The organism is Stenotrophomonas sp. YJH_SMC_79 (assembly GCF_059367995.1).
In genome coordinates, this window is sequence record NZ_JCAFRK010000002.1 from 17,165 (window position 1) to 37,042 (window position 19,878).

A 19,878-nucleotide genomic window follows, 5' to 3' on the forward strand; every position below is an offset into this window, starting at 1 on the left:
GCCTGCGCATGACCGATCCATCCCTGGAAGCCGCATCCACCGTCAGTGATGGCGACGGACTGCGCCCGCACCTGTCCGAACTGGTGGCCCTGCGCCGGTTGGCACAGCGGCCGCCGCCGCCGCGCCGTGGCCGCGCCGGCAATGCCGGGCAGGCGCCGTCGCCGCTGCGTGGCCGTGGCATGGAGTACGCCGAGTCACGCGAGTACGTGGCCGGTGATGATGCCCGGCATATCGACTGGCGGGTGACCGCGCGGACCGGGCGTGCCCATACCAAGCTTTTCCAGGCCGAACGCGAGCGGGTCAGCCTGATCGTGGCCGATACTTCGCCAGCGCTGTACTTCGGCACCCGCGTGCGATTCAAGTCGGTGCAGGCGGCCCGCGCGGGCGCCGTCGCCGCGTGGTCGGCGCAGCGTCGCGGTGATCGCGTGGGTGCCCTGCGTGGCAGCGATCGCGAAGCGCCGATTGCACCTGCGGGTGGCCCGCGTGGCGTACTGCGCGTGCTCGACGCACTCACCCGCTGGTACGCGCAGCCGCCCGCCGACGATCTCGGCCTGGAACGCGCGCTGGACCATGCCGCCCGCGTGCTGCGCCCCGGGGCGCGCATGCTGGTGCTGGCCGATCCGCAGCAGGCCGCCCGGATTCCCGTCGTGCGCTGGAGCGCGCTGGCCCAGCACCATGACCTCAGCCTGGTGTTGCTGGTCGATCCCCTCGAGCTGCAACCGCCCTCGGCTGCCCTGCAGTTCCAGGCCGCGCAGCAGCGCATTGGCCTTGATCTGCGTCGCAGCGAAGTGCAGGCGCACTGGCAGGCGCACTTCGTCGAACCGCTGCAGGAGCTGCGCCGCCAGCTTGGCGCACGCCGCGTTGACGTGCAGGTGTTGTCCACCGATGCGCCCAGCGACGCCTGGTTGGCACCGTCGATGACCGAGGTGCCGGCATGAGCGCCAACCTGCCGCTGCGCGATGTGCAGCTGCCGCCGGCACCATCGTGGTGGCCGCCGGCCCCCGGCTACCTGATGATCGGCGGCGCAGTGCTGCTGGTGATCCTGGCGCTGGCCCTGCTGTGGTGGAAACGCCGCCGCCGTCGCCAACGCTGGTTGCAGGCGTTCGACCAGGAGCTGGCCACCACCACCGATGCCACCGCGGAACTGGCGGTGATCGCCGGCCTGCTGCGTCGCGCTGCGCGTCAGGCACAGCCGGGCAGTGAATCCCTGCGCGACGATGCCTGGTGGCAGCGCGTGGATCCGAAGGGCACGCTGCCCGACGCGCGCCGCAGCCTGTTGGCCGAAGGTGCCTATCGTCCCCGCGTGGACGCCAGCGAAGTGGCGGCCGTGCGCAGCTGGGCCCGCGAGCGCTACCTGGCCATGCTGCTGGAGCGGCGCCGATGAGCCTGCTGGCAAGTTACTGGCCGTGGCCGGACCTGCAGCTGGCGTGGCCGCTGGCCCTGCTGGCGCTGCCGTTGCCGTTGCTGATGCGCTGGTGGAAGCGCCGCGCCGACCCGGGTGCGGCACTGCGCGTGCCGTACGCGGCGAGTGAACTGGAAGCGCTGTCCGGTGGTGGCCGTGTCGATGTGTCGTGGCTGCGCACGCTGCTGCTGTGGCTGGGCTGGTGCGCACTGTGCATTGCGCTCGCGCGCCCGCAGCAGCTGGGTGAGGCCATCACGCCGCCGCAGCAGGGGCGGCAGATGATGCTGGCGATGGATGTATCCGGCAGCATGGGCGAGGGCGACATGGTACTGGGTGGGCAGGCAGTGGATCGCCTCACCGCGGCCAAGGCCGTGCTGGCCGATTTCCTGGATCGTCGCGCCGGTGATCGCATCGGCCTGCTGATCTTTGGCGACCGCGCCTATACGCTCACGCCGCTCACTGCGGACCTGGCCAGCGTGCGCGACCAGCTGCGCGACAGCGTGGTCGGCCTGGCCGGTCGCGAGACGGCCATCGGTGATGCCATCGGCCTGGCGGTGAAGCGCCTGCGCAGCCAGCCCGAAGGGCAGCGTGTACTGATCCTGCTCACCGACGGCGTCAGCAATGCCGGCGTGCTCGAACCGCTGCGTGCGGCCGAAGTCGCGCAGGCCGAAGGGGTGCGCATCCACACCGTCGCGTTTGGTGGCGATGGCAGCATGCGCTTCCTCGGCATTCCGATTTCCGCTGACCAGGACCCGGTCGACGAGGCCACGTTGAAGAAGATTGCCAGCCTGACTGGTGGCCAGTTCTTCCGCGCACGCGATACCGCGCAGCTGGCTGGCATCTACGCCGAACTGGACCGGCTGGAGCCGATCGCCGCGAAGGGACCGAACCTGCGCCCGCGCGAGGAACGCTATGCATGGCCGCTGGGCCTGGCGTTGCTGCTGGGCGCATTGGCCTGGGTGTGGCCGGAGCGTCGTCGATGATCGCGTTCGCTTCCCATCTTCCGGACTGGAGCGCGCTGCACTTCCTGCGCCCCGAATGGTTGTGGGCATTGCTGGCGCTGCCGGTGATTCTCGCCGTGGCGCTGTACCGGCAGCGGCGCAGCGATGCATGGCGGCAGGCGGTGGATGCACATCTGTTGCCGCATCTGCTGGCGGCTGGTACGCGCCGTCGCATGCGTCTGCCATTGGCGGTGCTGCTGGGCTGGACGCTCGCATCACTGGCAATGGCCGGACCGAGCTGGCGGCAGCAGGCACAACCGATGTTCCAGCCCAGCGCACCGCTGCTGGTCGTGCTGGATCTGTCCAGCCGCATCACTGCCACCGACCTGCCGCCGTCGCGCCTGCTGCAGGCACGGGCCAAGGTCGGCGAGCTCCTGCGCGCACGCAAGGGCGGGCAGGTCGGTCTGGTGGTGTACGCAGAAGATGCCTACACCGTGGCGCCGCTGACCGATGACGGCAGCAACGTCGCGCTGTATCTGGATGCCTTGTCGCCGGATGTGATGCCGCGTGATGGCCAGCGTGCCGACCGTGGCATCGACTGGGCCACGCGGCTGATGCGGCAGATCGCTGCACCGCAGGGACAGATCCTGCTGGTCACCGATCAAGCTGATGGTGAAGCTGCGTTGGCGGCCGCGCAGGCACGTGGTCTCGGCCTGCAGGTGTCGGTGCTGGGGCTCGGCACATCGGCGGGTGCGGCGTACCGTGACGGCAGTGGGCAGATCCGCAAGGCCGCACTGGATGAGGGCAGCCTGCGTGCCGTTGCCACGGCAGGTGGCGGTCGCTATGCGCGCATTGCCGCCGATGACAGTGACCTGCGTGCGCTGGGCGTGCTCGATGCACGCGAGGGTGCGGCCGCGCAACGGCCGGGTGAAGGCAAGCAATGGCGTGACGAGGGCTTCTGGCTGTTGCCGCCGCTGATGCTGCTGGCGCTGCTTGCCTTCCGCCGCCGCGCAGTGCTGGCAACGGTGCTGGCGGTGGGCCTGTTGCCGTGGATGAGTGATGTGCAGGCGCAGGCACCTGCCGCGCCCGCTTCGCCGCCGCCGCAGGGCACCCTGTGGAAGCGGGGCGACCAGCTGCAGCACCAGCGCCTGGACGACGGCGTGCAGGCCTATCGCAAGGGCGACTTCGCCACTGCGCGCAAGCAGTTCGAGGGCATCGACAGTGATGCCGGTTGGTACAACCTGGCCAACACGCTGGCGCGCCAGGGCAGCTACGATGAGGCCATCGCCGCCTACGACCGCGCGTTGGCGTTGCATCCCGGCATGCCCGATGCGGTGGCCAACCGCGCGGTGGTCGATTCCGCGCGCAAGCGCAGGCAGTCGGGGGGGCAGGGGCAGGACCAGCAGAAGCCGCGGCAGAACGGGCAGCAGAAGCAGCAGAACAATTCACAGGGCCAGCAGAACCCGCAGGGCCAGCAACCGCAGCAGGGCCAGAAGGATCCGGGGCAGGGCCAACCGCAGCAGGGCCAGCAGGGCCAGCCCAGGGCGGGTGACGACAACGCGCAGTCGACGCCTCGGTCCGGCGAGCGCGGCCGCGATGGACAGCAGGCGCCACCACAGGTGGAGGATGCCAAGGCGCAGGCCCAGGCTGATGAGCAGCAGCGCCAGCGCATGCAGCAGGCAATGCAGCAGGCACGCCAGGGCAAGGGCGAACAGGATGGCAAACCGGTGCCAGGTAGCGACGGCACCACTCCGCGCCAACGCGAGGAGCAACAGGCGGTGGAGGCGTGGATGCGGCGCGTGCCGGATGATCCGGGTGCATTGCTGCGGGCCAAGTTCCAGCTGGAAAACGAACGCAGGAAGAGGGAAGGGCGATGATGCGGGCGATCAACATGCACGGGCACTGGCCCCGACAGGTACTGGCGGAGCTGCTGCTGTGGCTGCCGCTGCTGGCCTGGGCGCAGCCGCGCGCGTGGCTGGACCGCGACCGCATCGCGATGGGTGACACGGTCACGCTCAATGTCGAGAGCGACCAGGGCGCCCCTGACTTCACACCGTTGCGCACCGACTTCGACCTCAGCGGGCAGACCAGCAGCCGCCAGGTGGAGTGGAGCAACGGCAGCATGCAGCAGCGCAATCTGTATGGCGTGGCACTCACGCCACGGCGTAGCGGTGCACTGGTGGTGCCGGGCCTGCAGGTGGGCAGCGTCCGTACCGCGCCGCTGACCCTGCAGGTGGATGCCGCCGCCGTGGCCGGCCCCGACAGCAATGCAATGGCCTTCATCGAAACCGTTGTCGATGACGAGACGCCGTACGTGCAGCAGAGCGTAGGCGTGGTGGTGCGGCTGTATTTCGCCTCGCAGCTGGCGTCCGGCGAGCTGGTGCTGGATACACCTGCCGGTGCGTCGCTGCAGCGTGTAGGCGATGACCGAACCGATGTTCGCCAGGTCAACGGCCGCCGTTACAACGTGGTCGAGCGCCGCTTCCTGCTGATCCCGGAGCGCAGCGGCACCCTGCGCCTCGCAGGTGCGCGCTTCAACGGGCGCAGCGCCGGTGGCTTCTTCGATGATTTCTTCGGTGGTGGGGATGGCCGCATGAATGCCACCGGTGCCGATCGCACGCTGCAGGTGCAGGCACAACCGGCACAGGCGCCGCAGCCATGGCTTCCGCTGCAGAGCCTTCTGCTGCGCTACACCAGTGCGCCGACCAGCGCCCGTACCGGTGAGGCCGCCAATGTGGTGGTCGAGGCGATTGCCGAAGGGGCAACCCGCGCACAGTTCACCGACCTGCCGGTGCCGGACCTGGGCACCCATGCGCAGGTATTCGCCGAACCTGCGCAGTACGAAGAATCGTTCAATGGCAGCACGCCGCGGCTGAAGATCACCCGCCGCTATTCGATCGTGCCGCGCCAGCCGGGTTCGCTGGTGGTGCCGGGGCCGCGCCTTCCGTGGTGGGACGTGCGCAATGGCAAGGCAGAGGAAGCGAAGCTGCCGGACCTGACGCTGACGGTTGCGGCGGGCAATGGCGCTGGCAACGGCTCGCCGGCACCGCTGCCGCCAATCGACACCGACGCCGCGCTGCCCGGCAGCGATGGAAAGGACAGCCGCATCGCCGCGACCGATCCGCGCGCCGGTGGCCTGGCCGAACGTCCGTGGCCGTGGATGGGCGCGGCCATCGGCCTGGCGCTGCTGTGGCTGTTGACCCTGTTGTGGGGCTGGCAGCGTGGCCGTCGCCCGCGCGTGGCGGCGCCTGAGGTGGGCAGGGGTGCTGTGCCGACCGTGGCGAGCGGACGTGCCGGTTTGGCCGAACTGCGCCGCACGCTGGATGGCGAAGGGTTCGAGCAGGTGGAGGCGCAGCTGTGCGCGATGGCCGGCGTCGAACGCATCGAGCAGGTCATTGCACGGTTGGATGACCCGGCCCAGCGCCAGGTGCTTCAGGATCTGCAGCAGGCCCGATGGGGCGGCCAGGGTGATCTGGCGCCGCTGCGCACGCGCCTGCGCGAGGTCTTCCGTGACGGACCGCACTGGTCGGCGGCGGCGATCACCGCTGACACTGGCCTGGCGCCGCTGTATCCGCCGCGGCGAACCTGAACCGGCGCCGCTTGCGCGCTTTGTTAGAGTGCATTCATTTTTCGAGGAAACCCGCGTATGACAGCAGCTGCTGCCGACAAGAAGAAGTTGCCCCTGCATTGGAAGATGGGCATCGGCTTTGCGATCGGCCTGGTCCTGGGACTGATCGTGCACGCCCTGGGTGGCAGCGTCGATGGTCTGCAGGCCGGTGCCAAGTGGGTAATGGACTACGTCACCACCCCGGCGTCGGGCCTGTTCCTCAATCTGATCTTCATGCTGATCGTGCCGCTGATCTTCTCGGCGCTGATCATGGGCGTGTCGGAAATGGGCGACATCCGCGCCCTCGGCCGCATCGGCTGGAAGACCTTGGCATATACCGTGCTGCTGTCCGGCATTGCCGTGGGCATCGGCCTGGTGCTGGTCAACCTGCTCAAGCCGGGCGCCGGCGTGGATCCGCAGGTCGCCGCGATGATGCTGTCGGAGAACGCCGAGCGCAGCAAGGAAATCGTTGCTGGCATCCACGGCACGCCGAAGGGCATGGACATGCTGCTGTCGATCGTGCCGAGCAACGTGCTGCAGGCCGCGTCTGACAATGGCGCGATCCTGTCGCTGATGTTCTTCGCGCTGATGTTCGGCATCGGCATGGTGCTGACCGACAACGAGAAGGTGGCCCCGCTGCGCCGCGCCATCGAGGGCGTGTTCGAAATCTCGATGACCCTGATCAACCTGGTCATCCGCCTGGCCCCGTATGCGGTGGCCTGCTTCATGTTCAACCTGGCGGCACTGTTCGGCTTCGAGCTGATCATCCGCCTGGGTGCCTACGTAGGCGTGGTGGTGCTGGCACTGGGCCTGCACATGGTCGTGACCTACGGTACCGCCGTGTGGCTGTCCGGCCGTTCGCCGCTGTCGTTCTTCCGCGATACCCAGGAAGCGACGGTGATGGCGTTCTCCACCGCCTCCAGCAACGCCACCCTGCCGACCGCGCTGCGCGTGGCCGACCAGATGGGCCTGCCGCAGCGGGTGTCGCGCTTCGTGCTGACCGTGGGCGCCACCGCCAACCAGAACGGCACCGCGCTGTTCGAGGGCGTGACGGTGATCTTCCTGGCCCAGTTCTTCGGCGTGGACCTGAGCATCGGCCAGCAGATCATGGTGATGGCGGTCTGCATCCTCGGTGGCATCGGTACCGCCGGCGTGCCGTCGGGCTCGCTGCCGGTGGTGGCGATGATCTGTGCGATGGTCGGCGTGAACCCGCTGGGCATCGGCCTGATCCTGGGCGTGAACCACTTCCTGGACATGTGCCGTACCGCGCTGAACGTGACCGGCGACCTGGCCCTGACCACCCTGGTGGCCAAGGGCGAGTCCCACGACGGCCCGGCGCTGACCCCGCACCAGGACTGAGTCCAACGCCACCGCTGGCGACCTGATCGGGGTCGGATTCCTTTCCGCAAGGAAAGGGCTCCGGCCCCGCTTCACATGCGGAATCCGGGGGAGATGACGACGTTGCCGGCCAGCGGCCGGCACGACCGGGCAAGGTGAACCGACCCCCCGCCCGGCGACTATGGGACAATAGGCCGCCCGCACGTCCGCGGCCGCCTCCCGATTCCGACAGAACCATGACGCAGCCTACCCGTCGCCAGTTGGCCAACGCCATCCGCTTCCTTGCCGCCGATGCGGTTGAAACCGCAAAGTCCGGCCACCCCGGCATGCCCATGGGCATGGCCGACATTGCCGAAGTCCTCTGGAACGACTATCTCCGCCATAACCCGAGCAATCCGCACTGGTTCAACCGCGACCGTTTCGTGCTGTCCAACGGCCACGGTTCGATGCTGCAGTACGCGCTGCTGCACCTGAGCGGTTACGACCTGCCGATCGAGCAGCTGAAGCTGTTCCGCCAGCTGGGCAGCCACACCGCTGGCCACCCGGAACGCCACGAGACTCCGGGCGTGGAAACCACCACCGGCCCGCTGGGCCAGGGTTTCGCCAATGCCGTGGGCTTCGCCCTGGCCGAGAAGCTGCTGGCACAGCGCTTCAACCGCCCGGAACTGGAAGTGGTCGATCACCGCACCTGGGTGTTCATGGGTGATGGCTGCCTGATGGAAGGCGTCTCGCATGAAGCGGCGTCGCTGGCCGGCACCTGGGGCCTGCACAAGCTGGTCTGCTTCTGGGACAACAACCACATCTCCATCGACGGCAACGTCGAGGGCTGGTTCACCGACAACACCCCGGAGCGTTTCGAGGCCTATGGCTGGAACGTGGTCCGTGACGTCGATGGCCACGACCCGGAAAGCATCAAGGCCGGCATCGAGGCCGCGCTGTCGCAGAGCGACAAGCCGACCCTGATCTGCTGTCGCACCACCATTGGTTTTGGTTCGCCGAACAAGGCGGGCAAGGAATCCAGCCACGGTGCCCCGCTGGGCAAGGACGAACTGGAAGCCACCCGCAAGCAGCTGGGCTGGGAATACGGCCCGTTCGAGATCCCGCAGGCGATCTACGACGGCTGGCGCGCCAATGGCGCCGGCACGCTGCGCCAGGCCGAGTGGGAACAGCTGTTCGACAAGTACGCCAGCCAGTACCCGGGCGAAGCCGCCGAACTGACCCGTCGCTCGCACGGCGAACTGCCGGCCGACTTCGTTGCCAAGGCCGATGCCTACATCGCCCAGGTGGCCGCTGAAGGCCCGACGATTGCCTCGCGCAAGGCCTCGCAGCTGGCCATCGAAGCCTACGCCCCGCTGCTGCCGGAAATCGTCGGTGGCTCGGCCGACCTGGCGCACTCCAACCTGACCCTGTGGAAGGGCAGCAAGTCGGTCGCCAGCGACGACGCCAACGCCAACTATGTGTATTACGGCGTGCGCGAGTTCGGCATGACCGCGATCGCCAATGGCCTGGCCCTGCACGGTGGCTTCATTCCGTTCGATGCCACCTTCCTGGTGTTCAGCGATTACGCCCGCAACGGCGTGCGCATGAGCGCGCTGATCCCGGCCCACGCCATCCACGTCTATACCCACGACTCGATCGGCCTGGGCGAAGACGGTCCGACCCACCAGCCGGTGGAGCACCTGGCCTCGCTGCGCTACATCCCGAACAACGACGTGTGGCGCCCGTGCGACGCCGTTGAATCGGCAGTGAGCTGGAAGGCCGCGATCACCCGCCAGGACGGCCCGAGCTGCCTGGTGTTCAGCCGCCAGAACCTGCCGCACCAGCCGCGCGACGCCGAGCAGATCGCCCAGATCGAGCGTGGCGGTTACGTGCTGGCCGATGCTGCCGGTACCCCGGACGTGATCCTGATCGCCACCGGTTCGGAAGTCTCGCTGGCTACCGAAGCCAAGGCCCAGCTGGATGCGGCCGGCCTCAAGACCCGCGTGGTCTCGATGCCGTCCACCGACGTCTTCCTGCGCCAGGATGCGGCCTACCGTGAGTCGGTGCTGCCGAACGCTGTGCGCAAGCGCGTGGCCGTGGAAGCCGGCGTCACCGGTTTCTGGCGCCAGTTCGTCGGCCTGGACGGTGCAGTGATCGGTATCGACACCTTCGGCGCCTCGGCCCCGGCCGACCAGCTGTACAAGCACTTCGGCATCACCACCGCGCACGTGGTGGAAGCTGCCAAGGCACTGTAAGCAGCATCGCAGCGTGATGAAGGAAAGGCCGGCACACGCCGGCCTTTTCTTTGCCGCAAGAAAAAGGGGACGGAGGGGATTAAGTCGTTTGTGCACAAACGACTTAATCCCCTCCGTCCCCTTTTCTCAGGCGGTGCGGGCCAGCGCCAGGCGCAGCAGTCGTGCGTCCAGGCGCTCGGCGAAATCCTTCGGCGCCTGCAGGCCCATGCGCTGCAGGTACACCGCATCGCCGTCGCCGGCCGGCTGGCGCAGCGCGGCCCAGACCGTGCGCAGCTTGTCGCTACGGGTCTGCGTGTTGGCCTTCAGCCAACCCAGCGCCTTCACCAGCACCTGTTCGATCTCGTTGAAGTCGCTGCCCAGCGGATAGTCGGGCAGGCTGCCATCGGCACGGAACGGTGCCAGTGCGGCGGCCAATGCCTGCGGGGTGTTCCGCTGCAGGCGCTGCGGGTCGGGCTGGGACGCCGCCAGCAGCTTGCGCGAGGCCTGTGCCTGCTGCAGCAGGCCGCCCTGGAACGGAGCCTCGGTGATTGCGGTCATCGCATGCACGCAGTCCTCGTCGGTCAGCCCACGCAGATCGGCGATGCCGTACTCGTTGAGGTAGATGTCGCGGAGGTGGCGCGGGATGGTGGTGTGGCCATAGTTCCAGCGTACGTTGGATTCGCGCTGGCCCTTGTCGTCGCGGGCGGCGCGGAACATCAACACGCTGCGCGCTTCCGGCAGGGCATGTGCCATCGCCACGAAGTTGTACTGGCCGCCCACACCGGACACCACGCGTCCGTCGTCCAGCGCATCCGAGACTGCCGCGCCCAGCGCGGTGGCCATCATGCAGGAGTTGAAGAAGCGCGCGTGCCGGCGCTGCAGGCGTTCCAGCGTCTCGTTGCCGCCGTACAGCTGGTTGATCTCGCTGATGCGGCGCATGCCGATCGCACGGCATTCGTCTTCCGGCAGCGTGCGCAGCCATTCGTAGAATTCCGGCGAACCCAGGTAGAACGCGCCGTGCAGGTACTCGCCTTCGGCAGCCAGCGTGGCGTGGTCGATGGACAGCGTGCTGCCGTTCTCGATGCGCTGCATCAGCGCCAGGTCGTCATGCACCTTGCGCTTGATCACTCCGGTCTGCACCAGCCGGCGGAAGCCTTCGTTGAGCATCTCGCTGCAGCCGTACAGGCCCACCTCGAACGGATCCACGCCACCGATTTCCTGCACCAGCGGATGGCTGGCCAGCTGCGGATCCAGCGCATGCAGCACGCGGCGGTAGCGTGCGTTGTCGGTGTGGCGCAGCACCAGCGCATGGCTGAGTGCATCGGCCAGCGTACCGATGCCGATCTGCAGGGTGCCGCCGTCGCGCACCAGCGTGCTGGCATACAGGCCGATGGCGTAGTCGGCATCGCCGACCGGCTGCCGCGGCAGCCCGAACAGCGCCGGATACGGCGGCGGCGGGGTGATCACCAGATCGAAGAACGACACATCGACCGTGGCCGAGCCCCCCATGTAAGGCAGCTGCGGATCGATCTCGGCGATCAGCAACGGGCGCGGCAGGCCGCGAGCGGTCATCGCATCCAGCGTGTCCTGGGTGATGTCGTTGTTGCACGACAGCGACAGCCGGCGATCATTCGGCCGCATCGCCACCTTCTGCACGATCACCTGCGGCGCGCGCTGCGCGACCGCATCGGCGGCGTGGGTGTAGTTCAGGCTGGTATAGCTGGATTGCGCCTGCCGCGAACCGAGCAGGGCGCCGGACTGCATGTAGAACTCTTCCACCTGCACATGTGCAGGCAGCGCGTCGCGCGCGATCGCATCGGCATAGGCCAGGCGCGGGAAATCATCGCCGAAGTGGCGCTGCGCGAACGGCGCCATGAAGCGCGCTTCCAGGCCGTTGCCGCGCGCCTTCGGCGGGTTCAGCGACAGCGCGGTATACAGCTGCAGCGGTCGCGACGGATCGTGCTCGACGCGTGCATAGAGGGCATTGAGCAGCCGATGCGGCTTGCCCAGTGCCAGCGGTGCCCCGATCCGCAGCGGCCCGTCCACGCGCGCAAACAACCAGTCGACGGCGGCGTCCAGGTCGGTGAGGTGTTCGGTCATGCGCGGCGGTCCTGCGTGTGGGGAGTGCTGGCATTACAGCATGTCGGGCTTGAACCGCCGTCGACGCGAGACTTCGGCGCCGGACACCATGAACTGTCCATCGCCCCGGTTATGCACCGTGCGCGGCAGCTTCGGTCGTGGCGCCACGTGTGCGCGCACGATTTCCCAGATGAACAGGCTGTTCGACGCCACCTGGCTGTCGTCGTACAAGCGGCATTCGAAGCACGAATGGCATTTGTCCACGACCGTATCGAGCAGCGCCACGCCGGGTACGTTGATCACGCACTCGCCACTGCCGACGGCCAGTGCATGGCTGTGGTTCTCGTTCCACAGGTAGGTGGCGACCAGTGAAGGCGAAAAGCCCATCACCATGTGCCAGCCCATCGTCATCAGGTTGCGCTGGCCACGCCAGGCGGTGCTGACCAGCACGATCGGCCCGGGTTCGAGGAAGCGGCGGGCCTGCTCGATCGGGAAATCCTTCTTGGGCAGCGCTTTCATCCGGGGCCTGGGGCGGGAGGAATCGATGCTGGCGCAGCCGGGATGAACCTGGAGTCGAGGGGCTTGACAGACAATTCGATTACGCGCGTAATCGGGTTGTCGATTACGGATGTAAACCATGACCCCGATCAGCGAAGCCGAAGCCGTTGTGATGGAGGTGCTGTGGCAGCAGGCACCACGTAGTGCCGATGACGTGGTGGCCGCGCTGGCCCATCGCGACTGGGCCGAGCCGACCATCAAGACCCTGCTCAACCGTCTGCTGACCAAGGGTGCGATTGCCGCCGAGCGCGATGGACGGCGCTACCTGTATCGGCCGCTGCTGCAGCGGCAGGCCTGGGTGGAGGCGCAGAGCCAGGACTTCATCGGCCGCGTCTTCGAGGGCCGCGTCGCGCCACTGGTGGCGCACTTCAGCGAGCGTGGGCAGCTGAGCGCGCAGGACATTGCCGAACTGAAGAAGCTGATCCAGGAGCTGGACCATGACTGAGCTGCTCGACGGACTCTGGCGGGCCAGCCTGTGGCTGGCGGTAGGCGTGCTGCTGCTGGCGGCGCTGCGACCGCTGCTGGTGAGCCTGGGCGGCGCCGGGCTGGCCTATCGCAGCTGGTGGCTGCTGCCGTTGCTGCTGGTGACCTTGCTGCTGCCATTGCCACAGGCTGCACTGTTGCAGCACGTGCCGACAGTGCCGCTGAAAGTGGTGCCGGGGGCGGTGGATGGACTGACCGGGCAGTCGCTGTCGTGGGCCCTGCTGTTGCTGTTGGCCTGGGCGCTGGGCACGGGCATCTGCCTGCTGCGCGACCTGCGTGCGCAGCGCCGTTTCGAACGCAGCATGGGCTCACTGCGTGCGCGTGCCGATGGCAGCTGGCAGGCCAGCGGCGATCCCGGGCTGCCGGCGCTGGTCGGCCTGTGGCGGCCGCGCATCATTGTCGGCCCGGCATTCGATCAGCAGTTCACCGCACAGGAGCAGAACCTGATCCTGCAGCACGAGCGCAGTCATCGCCGCCATGGCGATCACTGGGCCAACGGCGCGTTGCTGCTGGTCCGCGCGGTGTTCTGGTTCCACCCGCTGTTGCCGTGGGCCGCACGCCGCTTCCTGCGCGACCAGGAGCTGGCCTGCGATGCCCGCACCATCGGCCCGCAGCCTGCGCTGCGCGGCCTCTACGCCAGCACGCTGCTGAAGGCGCAGCTGGTTCACCCGGTTGCGCCAGCGGTCTGCCATTGGCGCAGCCAACCCGTGTTGAAGGAGCGTATCGCCATGTTGAAGCAGTCCAAGCGGAAGGCATTGCCGTGGGTGTCCGGGCAGGTGCTGGTGGTCGGGTTGTGCGTGGGCATGGGCGCAGTGGCGTGGGCCAGCCAGGGCGGTGCGGCCGGTGGCACCCGGATCGGTGTCGAGCCGTTCGAACATGCGCAGGAAGACGCGGCCAAGGCGGGGCTGGACCGTCCCATCCAGGTGGACAAGATGCCGCCACCGTCCTATCCGAAGTCCGCCTTCGAGCAGCGCCAGGTAGGCGTGGTCAATCTGCGTATCGAAGTGGACGCACAGGGCCATCCGACCGATGTGCAGGTGCTCAGTGCGACCAATCCAGGGGTGTTCGACGCCGTCTCGATTGCTGCGGCGCGCAGCTGGACCTATCGGCCGGCGATGAAGAACGGCAAGCCGGTGGCCGGTGCTGTACGCATTCCGATCACCTACGCCATGGATGACACCGAGGACGCGAAGTGAAATCCGCGCCGCTGCTGATGATGGCGGCGCTGCTGGTGGGGTGTGCAACCCAGGGTCGCCTGACCACCGTCGATACCCGCAGCGAGAATGTCGGTCACCAGCGCCTGCGGTCCGATGCGGGAGGAGGCGCCGGGCAGATCCAGCCCTACACGCTGGCCGCCAGTGAAGGCTACCGCATGCCGCAGCTGCATACGGCACCGGACCCGGTCGTGGGCGAGCGCGATCCACGCACCTCGCTGCCGCCGACCACGGTCTGCCTGCAGGTGGTGGTGGATGCGCAGGGCAGCGTTGAGCGCAGCATGCCGCTGACCGACCGCAGCGAATGCAGTGCGGGTGGGGCGCCGGAGAATGCGCCCTTGCTGCAGGCCGCGCAGGAGGCGGTTGCGATGTGGAAGTACTCGTCCGCCGCTGTCTGCCACTTCGCACCGGGCCAGGTACCGGCTGATCGCGGCGACTGCCGCAGTGCCGAACGGGTCGAACCGGTGGCCGTCACCCTGCAGTACGCCTTCACCTTCGAGGTCGTGAAGGGCCAGCATGTGGTGCGCACGCAGGGGCGCTAGCGCCGGGCGATGCCCGGCCAGGCAGGCGCCGTCGCCCGCACAGGCGTACAGTGCGGGCGACACGGCAACGGACGCTGGGGATGAAGATCTGGACAACCATGCTGGCCGGGCTTTCCTGCGTATCGGCCGGTTGCACACCGCATGGGCGGGACAACCACGACCTGGACGCGTATCGAAATGGTCCACCGGCCTGCTCGGCCAGCGGCTACCTGGCAGCGCTGGCCGAGCCTGCTCGCTTGGCGTATCTGCGGGGGGCGCTGCAGGTCCGCCCGCGATCACCCTGCATCGCCGAACTGCTCGCCGCCCAGCCGCCGGCCTTCCTGAAGGTTGCACGGCAGGCGATCCTCGATGGGGGAGAGCGCAGTGATCTTCCGCTTCTGGTCGGCGCGGTGGCAATGAAGGTCGATCGCGGCGAAATCACCGCTGCACAGGTGGATGCGCTGCAGTTGCAGGTGGCCTGTACCGATTCCCCGGGAGCGCCGGTGCAATGCGTGGAACAGCTGCGGCACCTGCGGCAGGCCTTGCAGGAACTGGAAGACCCTTCCTCGCGTGTATTGACGCAGAAGTCGAAGGTATACCTGTCAGGCGCATCTGCCACCAGACGGGTGGAAGCCACGCTTGCCATGCGCACGGCCGACGCACCGGCCGCAAGCGGTGTTGTGTGCGGCGGGACCACCTCGCCATGCCGTGAGGTCACGCATCTGGAACTGCGCGTGGATGGCCGGCCGGTTCCCGTGGCGTACTCGGTGTACCGCGATCTCTTCGATCTGCACCGCGGAACCCTGAAGGCAGATGCTGGCGGCGGTGTGTTGGACCTGCAGGGCGGCGACGCGTCGGAGAGCTACAACGCGCGTATCCGCTTCGATGCGCAGCGCGTGCTGTCACGGCAGGTGTACGCGGGCACGGCGCAGGATGACCTGCTGCAGGAAACCGTCTATTACGAGGTGATCTACGAATGATCAGAGCGTTCGTTACCATCATCCTGGCGTACCTCGGGCGCACATGACGCCTTGCCTGGCCATGGAGCGAGACCAGGGCGCCGATATGGTGGTTATCGCAACCCGGTTCATCGCCATCCACGGCGCGCGTGCTGACACAGCGCGCAATGCAGACGAACCCTTCATCGAAGACCGTGTGATCCCTGCCGTACACGCGATGGTGGAACGCGATGGTGGTCGACTGACGCGGGCGCAGCTGCAGGCACTGATCGATTGCATGATCGTGGCCGATGGCATGGACAGTGAAGAAGTCAGCGAGATGGCTGCGACGCTTTACCGCAAGCAGGGGCCTGCAGTGTGCACCTTGCTGAAGAACACGCTGGGAACCCGGCGCAGCGTCGTCATTGCGCGCATTCGCAGTGGCATTGCACCCACTGCAGCACGGAACAGCCCTGCAGTGTGCGGGTGATGTCCGGCTCCGGGGCGAAGGCTCACGCCCCGCCCTGGATGTTGGCCTTCACTGCGGGCTGCATCAGCGCCGGTTCGGCCAGCGTGGCATCGCGGGCCTGGCGCACGCTGACGAACTCCGCCTCGGCCACGCCGTCACGTACGTGGATGTTGTGCGCGCGCTGTTCGCCGATGGTGGTTTCGTTGGCGAAATCACGACCGCCCGGACCGTAGTCGTGGCAGACGAACACGCGCGTCGCATCGGGCAGGGCCAGCAGGCGCTGGATCGAGCGATACAGTTGCGCGGCATCACCACCCGGGAAGTCGCAGCGGGCGGTGCCGCCGTCGGGCATGAACAGCGAGTCGCCGGTGAACAGCGCATCGCCGATCAGGTAGGCGACGCTGTCGCTGGTATGGCCGGGTACGGCGATCACCCGGCCATCCAGTCCACCAAGGGCGAAGGTTTCGCCATCGCTGAACAGGTGGTCGAAGATTTCATCCGCAGCAGGAAGCTGCAGGCCATAGCGCGGTGCAAACGTTGCCTGTACTGCTCGGATGCCTTCGCCGATGGCCAGCGTGGCCAGCGGGAAGCGCTGCTTGAGCCGACGCCCGGCCGACACATGGTCGGCATGGGCGTGGGTTTCCAGCAGCCAGCGCAGCTGCAGGCCCTGTTGCTCGATAGCCTGCAACGCGGCATGCAGCGGTGCGTCGCTGCTGGCGTCGGTATCCGGGTCGTAGTCCAGCACCGGGTCGATCAGCGCTGCCTCGCCGCTGGCCGGGTCGCTGACCAGGTAGCTGAAGGTGTTGCTGTCACGGTGGAAGAACGACTGCACCTGGACTGACATTGGAACGCTCCTCAGCGCGTGCCGAGCACGCGGTTCAGCAACTGCGCCAGGTTTTCACCGGCCAGTCGCAGCTGCGCTTCGGCCAGCGGCCGATAGCGCTCGGTGTATTCATCACCGATCTTACGCGAGGCCGGATAAACGCCAGCCTGCATGGAAATGCGGCAGCTGGCCTCGGCCCACGTCTGCGGGTTGGACTGGCGCGCCAGCTTCGGCGCGCGCTGGCTCTGCAGCAGTGGCAGATAGCCGGCGTCGTCCAGTTTGCGGGTATTGAGCATGCCGCTGTCCCACAGCGAGTGCAGGTTGGTACCACGGTTGCCGAACTGCAGCTGGAAATCGTTGCCGCCCTTGTCGTGGGCATAGCCGGCATGCATCGGCTGGTGGATGTCGCCCACCAGGTGCACGACGAACTTCAGCGCCTGCAGGCGCTCGCCGTCGGTCAGGCTGCGGTCGCCGAGGATGGCGCTCTGTGCCTTCAGGGCCTCGACGATGCAGTTGCCGTTCCTGCAGTGCTTCGGTGCTTCGTAATGGCAGTTGTCTTCGGCGATGTTGACGTAGTGCCAGCCGGCCGAACGACGGCCGAGGCCCGGGTCCTTGGCACGCAGCTGGTCGGCCCACGGCGCGATGCTGGCCAGGGTGGCGTCCGGTTCTGTGGTCAGCAGGCGGTCCACTTCGGCACGGGCAGTGGGGTTGAGGCGGGCGTCGGCGACTTCGGCAACAAGGCGGTGGCCTTGCGCGCCCCAGGCGTGGGCGGGGACGGAGACGGACAGCAGGGCCGGCGCCAGGGCGGCGGCGAGGAACAGGGAGTGCAGGGCTTTCATGCACACATTCTAGCGGGGTAGTTGGATTGAAGAGCGGCGCGTTCCTGTTCCGAAGTGGGAGCGCAGTGGGAGGGGCGGCGGGACACGCCGTGAATCCGTCCCTGGAGGCTCGATGGCGCCATCCATGGCGCCAACGGTCCCGCCGCCCCTCCCACTGCGTTCCCCTCCAAACATGGCCGCGGAGGCGAATGCAAACGTCAAAGGCAAGATCAAAAACAAATGCAGGATCAAAATCTGCATCCTGCAATTACAGGCAAGCATTGCGCCTCGGATGCACGGATTCTGCTCTTGCCTTTGCTTGAGCTGGCGCGCGCGCGCGGATGGGAACGGTGGAAACGGTGGGCTGATCGGGACCGTTCGCCGCATGGATGCGGCGATCGAGCCTACAGGGACGTATTTACGGCGTGTCCCGATCAGCCCACCCTCTCCGCCCAACTCCAGAAGCTTCGCGCACAGACAAAAAAGCCCCGGCAATCACCGGGGCAACATGCTGCGAGGGTGTTGCGTGTAGCGGGGGAGCGGGGGCGAAGCCCCCGCGCTCAACACACGCTTAGAACTTGAAGACGTACGAAGCGCCGTAGACCAGCGGATCGATGTTGACCGTGCCGATCTTCTCGCCGTTCAACTTCACCTTGCTGTCGATGTCGATCCAGCGCATGTCCACGCGCAGGGCGCCCTTCTCGCCGATCGCGAAGTCGATGCCCGCATGCGCGGCCAGGCCCCACGAGTCCTGCAGCTTCAGCTTGCTGCCGGCCAGCGCACCGGTGGTGTCTTCGCTGAAGAAGGTCGTGTAGTTCACGCCGGCGCCGACGAACGGCGAGACCTTGCCCTTGCTGTTGAAGTGGTACTGCAGGGTCACCACCGGCGGCAGCTGCTTGGTGCTGCCCACGCGGCCCAGGCCGTTGATGTTGATGTCGTGCTTGAACGGCAGCGCGGCCAGCACTTCAATGCCCAGGTTGTCGGCGATGAAGTACTCGCCGGTGATGGTCGGCTTGACGTCATTGTCGACGTCGACCTTCAGGGTGTGGCCCGCCAGCCAGCCGTTGTTCGACTTCGGCGCCACCTGGTGGATGCCGGCCGAGACGGTCCAGTCGCCCTTGGACTGGGCCATGGCCGGGGCGGCGGCGAGGGACAGGGCGGCGGCCAGGCCGGCCACGATCAGGGGGGAGGTCTTGCGCATGGGGGTGATCTCATTGCTGGGTGGATGGCGACAGTCTCGACCTCACGCCGCGCTAACGCTTTGATCCGGATCAAATCCTGTCCGCCGGCCCTCTGGCTGGGGGGCTGGCCCACGGTGGCCAGCCCCGGTTTGCTAGACTTGTGGGCCCTATCCATCCCGCCGCACCCGTCGCGGCCGCAGGAGCTTGAGAACATGGCAATCAAGGTTGGTATCAACGGTTTCGGTCGCATCGGGCGTAACGTCCTGCGCTCGGCGGTGCTGAACTTCGGCGACGACATCGAAATCGTGGCCATCAACGATCTGCTGGAGCCGGACTACCTGGCGTACATGCTCAAGTACGACTCCGTGCACGGTCGCTTCAAGGCCGACGTGGCGGTGCAGGGCAACGACCTGCTGGTCAACGGCAAGAAGATCCGCCTGACCCAGGAACGCGACCCGGCCAACCTGAAGTGGGACGAAGTCGGTGTCGACGTGGTGCTGGAAGCCACCGGCCTGTTCCTGACCAAGGAAACCGCGCAGAAGCACATCGATGCCGGCGCCAAGAAGGTCATCATGTCGGCCCCGTCGAAGGACGACACGCCGATGTTCGTGTACGGCGTGAACGACAAGACCTACGCCGGCCAGGCGATCATCTCCAACGCCTCGTGCACCACCAACTGCCTGGCTCCGCTGGCCAAGGTCATCAATGACAAGTGGGGCATCAAGCGCGGCCTGATGACCACCGTGCATGCGGCCACCGCCACCCAGAAGACCGTCGATGGCCCGTCCAACAAGGACTGGCGCGGTGGCCGCGGCATCCTGGAAAACATCATTCCGTCGTCCACCGGTGCGGCCAAGGCCGTCGGCGTGGTCATTCCGGAACTGAACAAGAAGCTGACCGGCATGAGCTTCCGCGTCCCGACCTCGGACGTGTCGGTGGTCGACCTGACCGTCGAGCTTGAAAAGGAAGCCACCTACGCCGAGATCTGCGCCGAAGTGAAGGCACAGAGCGAAGGCCCGCTGAAGGGCATCCTGGGCTACACCGAAGACAAGGTGGTGGCCACCGATTTCCGCGGCGAGACCTGCACTTCGGTGTTCGATGCCGACGCCGGCATCGCCCTGGACGGCACCTTCGTCAAGCTGGTGACCTGGTACGACAACGAGTGGGGCTACTCGAACAAGTGCCTGGAAATGGCCAAGGTCATCGCCGCCAAGTAAGGCTGGCGAAGATCGCACACGGACCCCGGCCTGGCCGGGGTTCGTCGTTTATGGGGCCAGCCCTGTCGTAGCATGG

At 67.3% G+C, this 19,878-nt stretch carries 18 protein-coding genes; 13 read left to right on the forward strand and 5 right to left on the reverse strand.

Features of this window, described 5'->3' with window-relative positions:
* Positions 1–8 precede the first annotated feature (8 nt).
* The 7 genes from AC5P57_RS06960 to tkt all read left to right on the forward strand — a co-directional run bounded on the left by AC5P57_RS06960 (position 9) and on the right by tkt (position 9,522).
* Positions 9–938: a DUF58 domain-containing protein gene (locus AC5P57_RS06960; RefSeq protein WP_262235302.1), complete on the forward strand. Its 930-nt coding sequence runs from the start codon at positions 9–11 to the stop codon at positions 936–938.
* Entirely contained in the window at positions 935–1,384 is a 450-nt protein-coding gene (locus tag AC5P57_RS06965) for a DUF4381 family protein (RefSeq protein ID WP_049432655.1), read from the forward strand. Before AC5P57_RS06960 ends, AC5P57_RS06965 begins: the two co-directional genes overlap by 4 nt.
* A complete protein-coding gene (locus AC5P57_RS06970) occupies positions 1,381–2,385 on the forward strand; it encodes a vWA domain-containing protein (RefSeq protein WP_262235301.1) in 1,005 nt (334 codons plus the stop codon). The genes AC5P57_RS06965 and AC5P57_RS06970 overlap by 4 nt, the downstream gene beginning before the upstream one ends.
* On the forward strand, positions 2,382–4,220 hold the full coding sequence (locus AC5P57_RS06975; protein ID WP_099555160.1) for a VWA domain-containing protein: 1,839 nt from the start codon (positions 2,382–2,384) through the stop codon (positions 4,218–4,220). Before AC5P57_RS06970 ends, AC5P57_RS06975 begins: the two co-directional genes overlap by 4 nt.
* On the forward strand, positions 4,217–5,932 hold the full coding sequence (locus AC5P57_RS06980) for a BatD family protein (RefSeq protein ID WP_495219518.1): 1,716 nt from the start codon (positions 4,217–4,219) through the stop codon (positions 5,930–5,932). Before AC5P57_RS06975 ends, AC5P57_RS06980 begins: the two co-directional genes overlap by 4 nt.
* A 57-nt stretch (positions 5,933–5,989) precedes the next feature.
* Complete coding sequence (locus AC5P57_RS06985) at positions 5,990–7,309, forward strand: dicarboxylate/amino acid:cation symporter (RefSeq protein WP_099555164.1); 1,320 nt, start codon at positions 5,990–5,992, stop codon at positions 7,307–7,309.
* Positions 7,310–7,524: 215 nt separating this feature from the next.
* Positions 7,525–9,522: a transketolase gene (tkt, locus tag AC5P57_RS06990; protein WP_099555166.1), complete on the forward strand. Its 1,998-nt coding sequence runs from the start codon at positions 7,525–7,527 to the stop codon at positions 9,520–9,522.
* 126 nt (positions 9,523–9,648) lie between these two features.
* On the opposite strand, the gene AC5P57_RS06995 is transcribed toward tkt, so the two are convergent.
* Both AC5P57_RS06995 and AC5P57_RS07000 read right to left on the reverse strand, forming a co-directional pair.
* Entirely contained in the window at positions 9,649–11,601 is a 1,953-nt protein-coding gene (locus AC5P57_RS06995) for an acetyl-CoA hydrolase/transferase C-terminal domain-containing protein (RefSeq protein ID WP_262235300.1), read from the reverse strand.
* A 33-nt stretch (positions 11,602–11,634) separates the two neighbouring features.
* Positions 11,635–12,099, reverse strand: a complete 465-nt coding sequence (locus AC5P57_RS07000; protein WP_495219519.1) for a flavin reductase family protein — start codon at positions 12,097–12,099, stop codon at positions 11,635–11,637.
* A gap of 118 nt (positions 12,100–12,217) precedes the next feature.
* Between AC5P57_RS07000 and AC5P57_RS07005 the strand changes: the two genes are divergently transcribed.
* From AC5P57_RS07005 to AC5P57_RS07025, 5 genes are all read left to right on the forward strand, one after another.
* On the forward strand, positions 12,218–12,583 hold the full coding sequence (locus tag AC5P57_RS07005) for a BlaI/MecI/CopY family transcriptional regulator (protein WP_010484077.1): 366 nt from the start codon (positions 12,218–12,220) through the stop codon (positions 12,581–12,583).
* Positions 12,576–13,817, forward strand: a complete 1,242-nt coding sequence (locus AC5P57_RS07010) for a M56 family metallopeptidase (protein WP_262235298.1) — start codon at positions 12,576–12,578, stop codon at positions 13,815–13,817. The genes AC5P57_RS07005 and AC5P57_RS07010 overlap by 8 nt, the downstream gene beginning before the upstream one ends.
* The gene (locus tag AC5P57_RS07015; RefSeq protein ID WP_099555173.1) at positions 13,814–14,377 is read left to right on the forward strand and encodes a hypothetical protein; all 564 of its coding nucleotides are present in this window, start codon (positions 13,814–13,816) and stop codon (positions 14,375–14,377) included. The genes AC5P57_RS07010 and AC5P57_RS07015 overlap by 4 nt, the downstream gene beginning before the upstream one ends.
* A gap of 80 nt (positions 14,378–14,457) precedes the next feature.
* Positions 14,458–15,336 carry a hypothetical protein gene (locus tag AC5P57_RS07020; RefSeq protein ID WP_262235297.1) on the forward strand — a complete coding sequence of 293 codons (879 nt, stop codon included), beginning with the start codon at positions 14,458–14,460 and terminating at the stop codon, positions 15,334–15,336.
* Positions 15,337–15,379: 43 nt separating this feature from the next.
* Positions 15,380–15,784 (forward strand): hypothetical protein, encoded by a 405-nt coding sequence (locus AC5P57_RS07025; RefSeq protein WP_262235296.1) that lies wholly within the window; start codon positions 15,380–15,382, stop codon positions 15,782–15,784.
* Positions 15,785–15,806: 22 nt separating this feature from the next.
* On the opposite strand, the gene AC5P57_RS07030 is transcribed toward AC5P57_RS07025, so the two are convergent.
* From AC5P57_RS07030 to AC5P57_RS07040, 3 genes are all read right to left on the reverse strand, one after another.
* Complete coding sequence (locus AC5P57_RS07030; RefSeq protein WP_262235295.1) at positions 15,807–16,607, reverse strand: MBL fold metallo-hydrolase; 801 nt, start codon at positions 16,605–16,607, stop codon at positions 15,807–15,809.
* A gap of 11 nt (positions 16,608–16,618) precedes the next feature.
* Positions 16,619–17,425 (reverse strand): S1/P1 nuclease, encoded by an 807-nt coding sequence (locus AC5P57_RS07035; RefSeq protein WP_262235294.1) that lies wholly within the window; start codon positions 17,423–17,425, stop codon positions 16,619–16,621.
* 550 nt (positions 17,426–17,975) lie between these two features.
* Positions 17,976–18,605, reverse strand: a complete 630-nt coding sequence (locus tag AC5P57_RS07040; protein ID WP_099555183.1) for an OmpW/AlkL family protein — start codon at positions 18,603–18,605, stop codon at positions 17,976–17,978.
* 192 nt (positions 18,606–18,797) lie between these two features.
* Here AC5P57_RS07040 and gap point away from each other — a divergent pair, with 192 nt between their 5' ends.
* Positions 18,798–19,802, forward strand: a complete 1,005-nt coding sequence (gene gap / locus AC5P57_RS07045; protein WP_099555186.1) for a type I glyceraldehyde-3-phosphate dehydrogenase — start codon at positions 18,798–18,800, stop codon at positions 19,800–19,802.
* Positions 19,803–19,878: the final 76 nt, after the last annotated feature.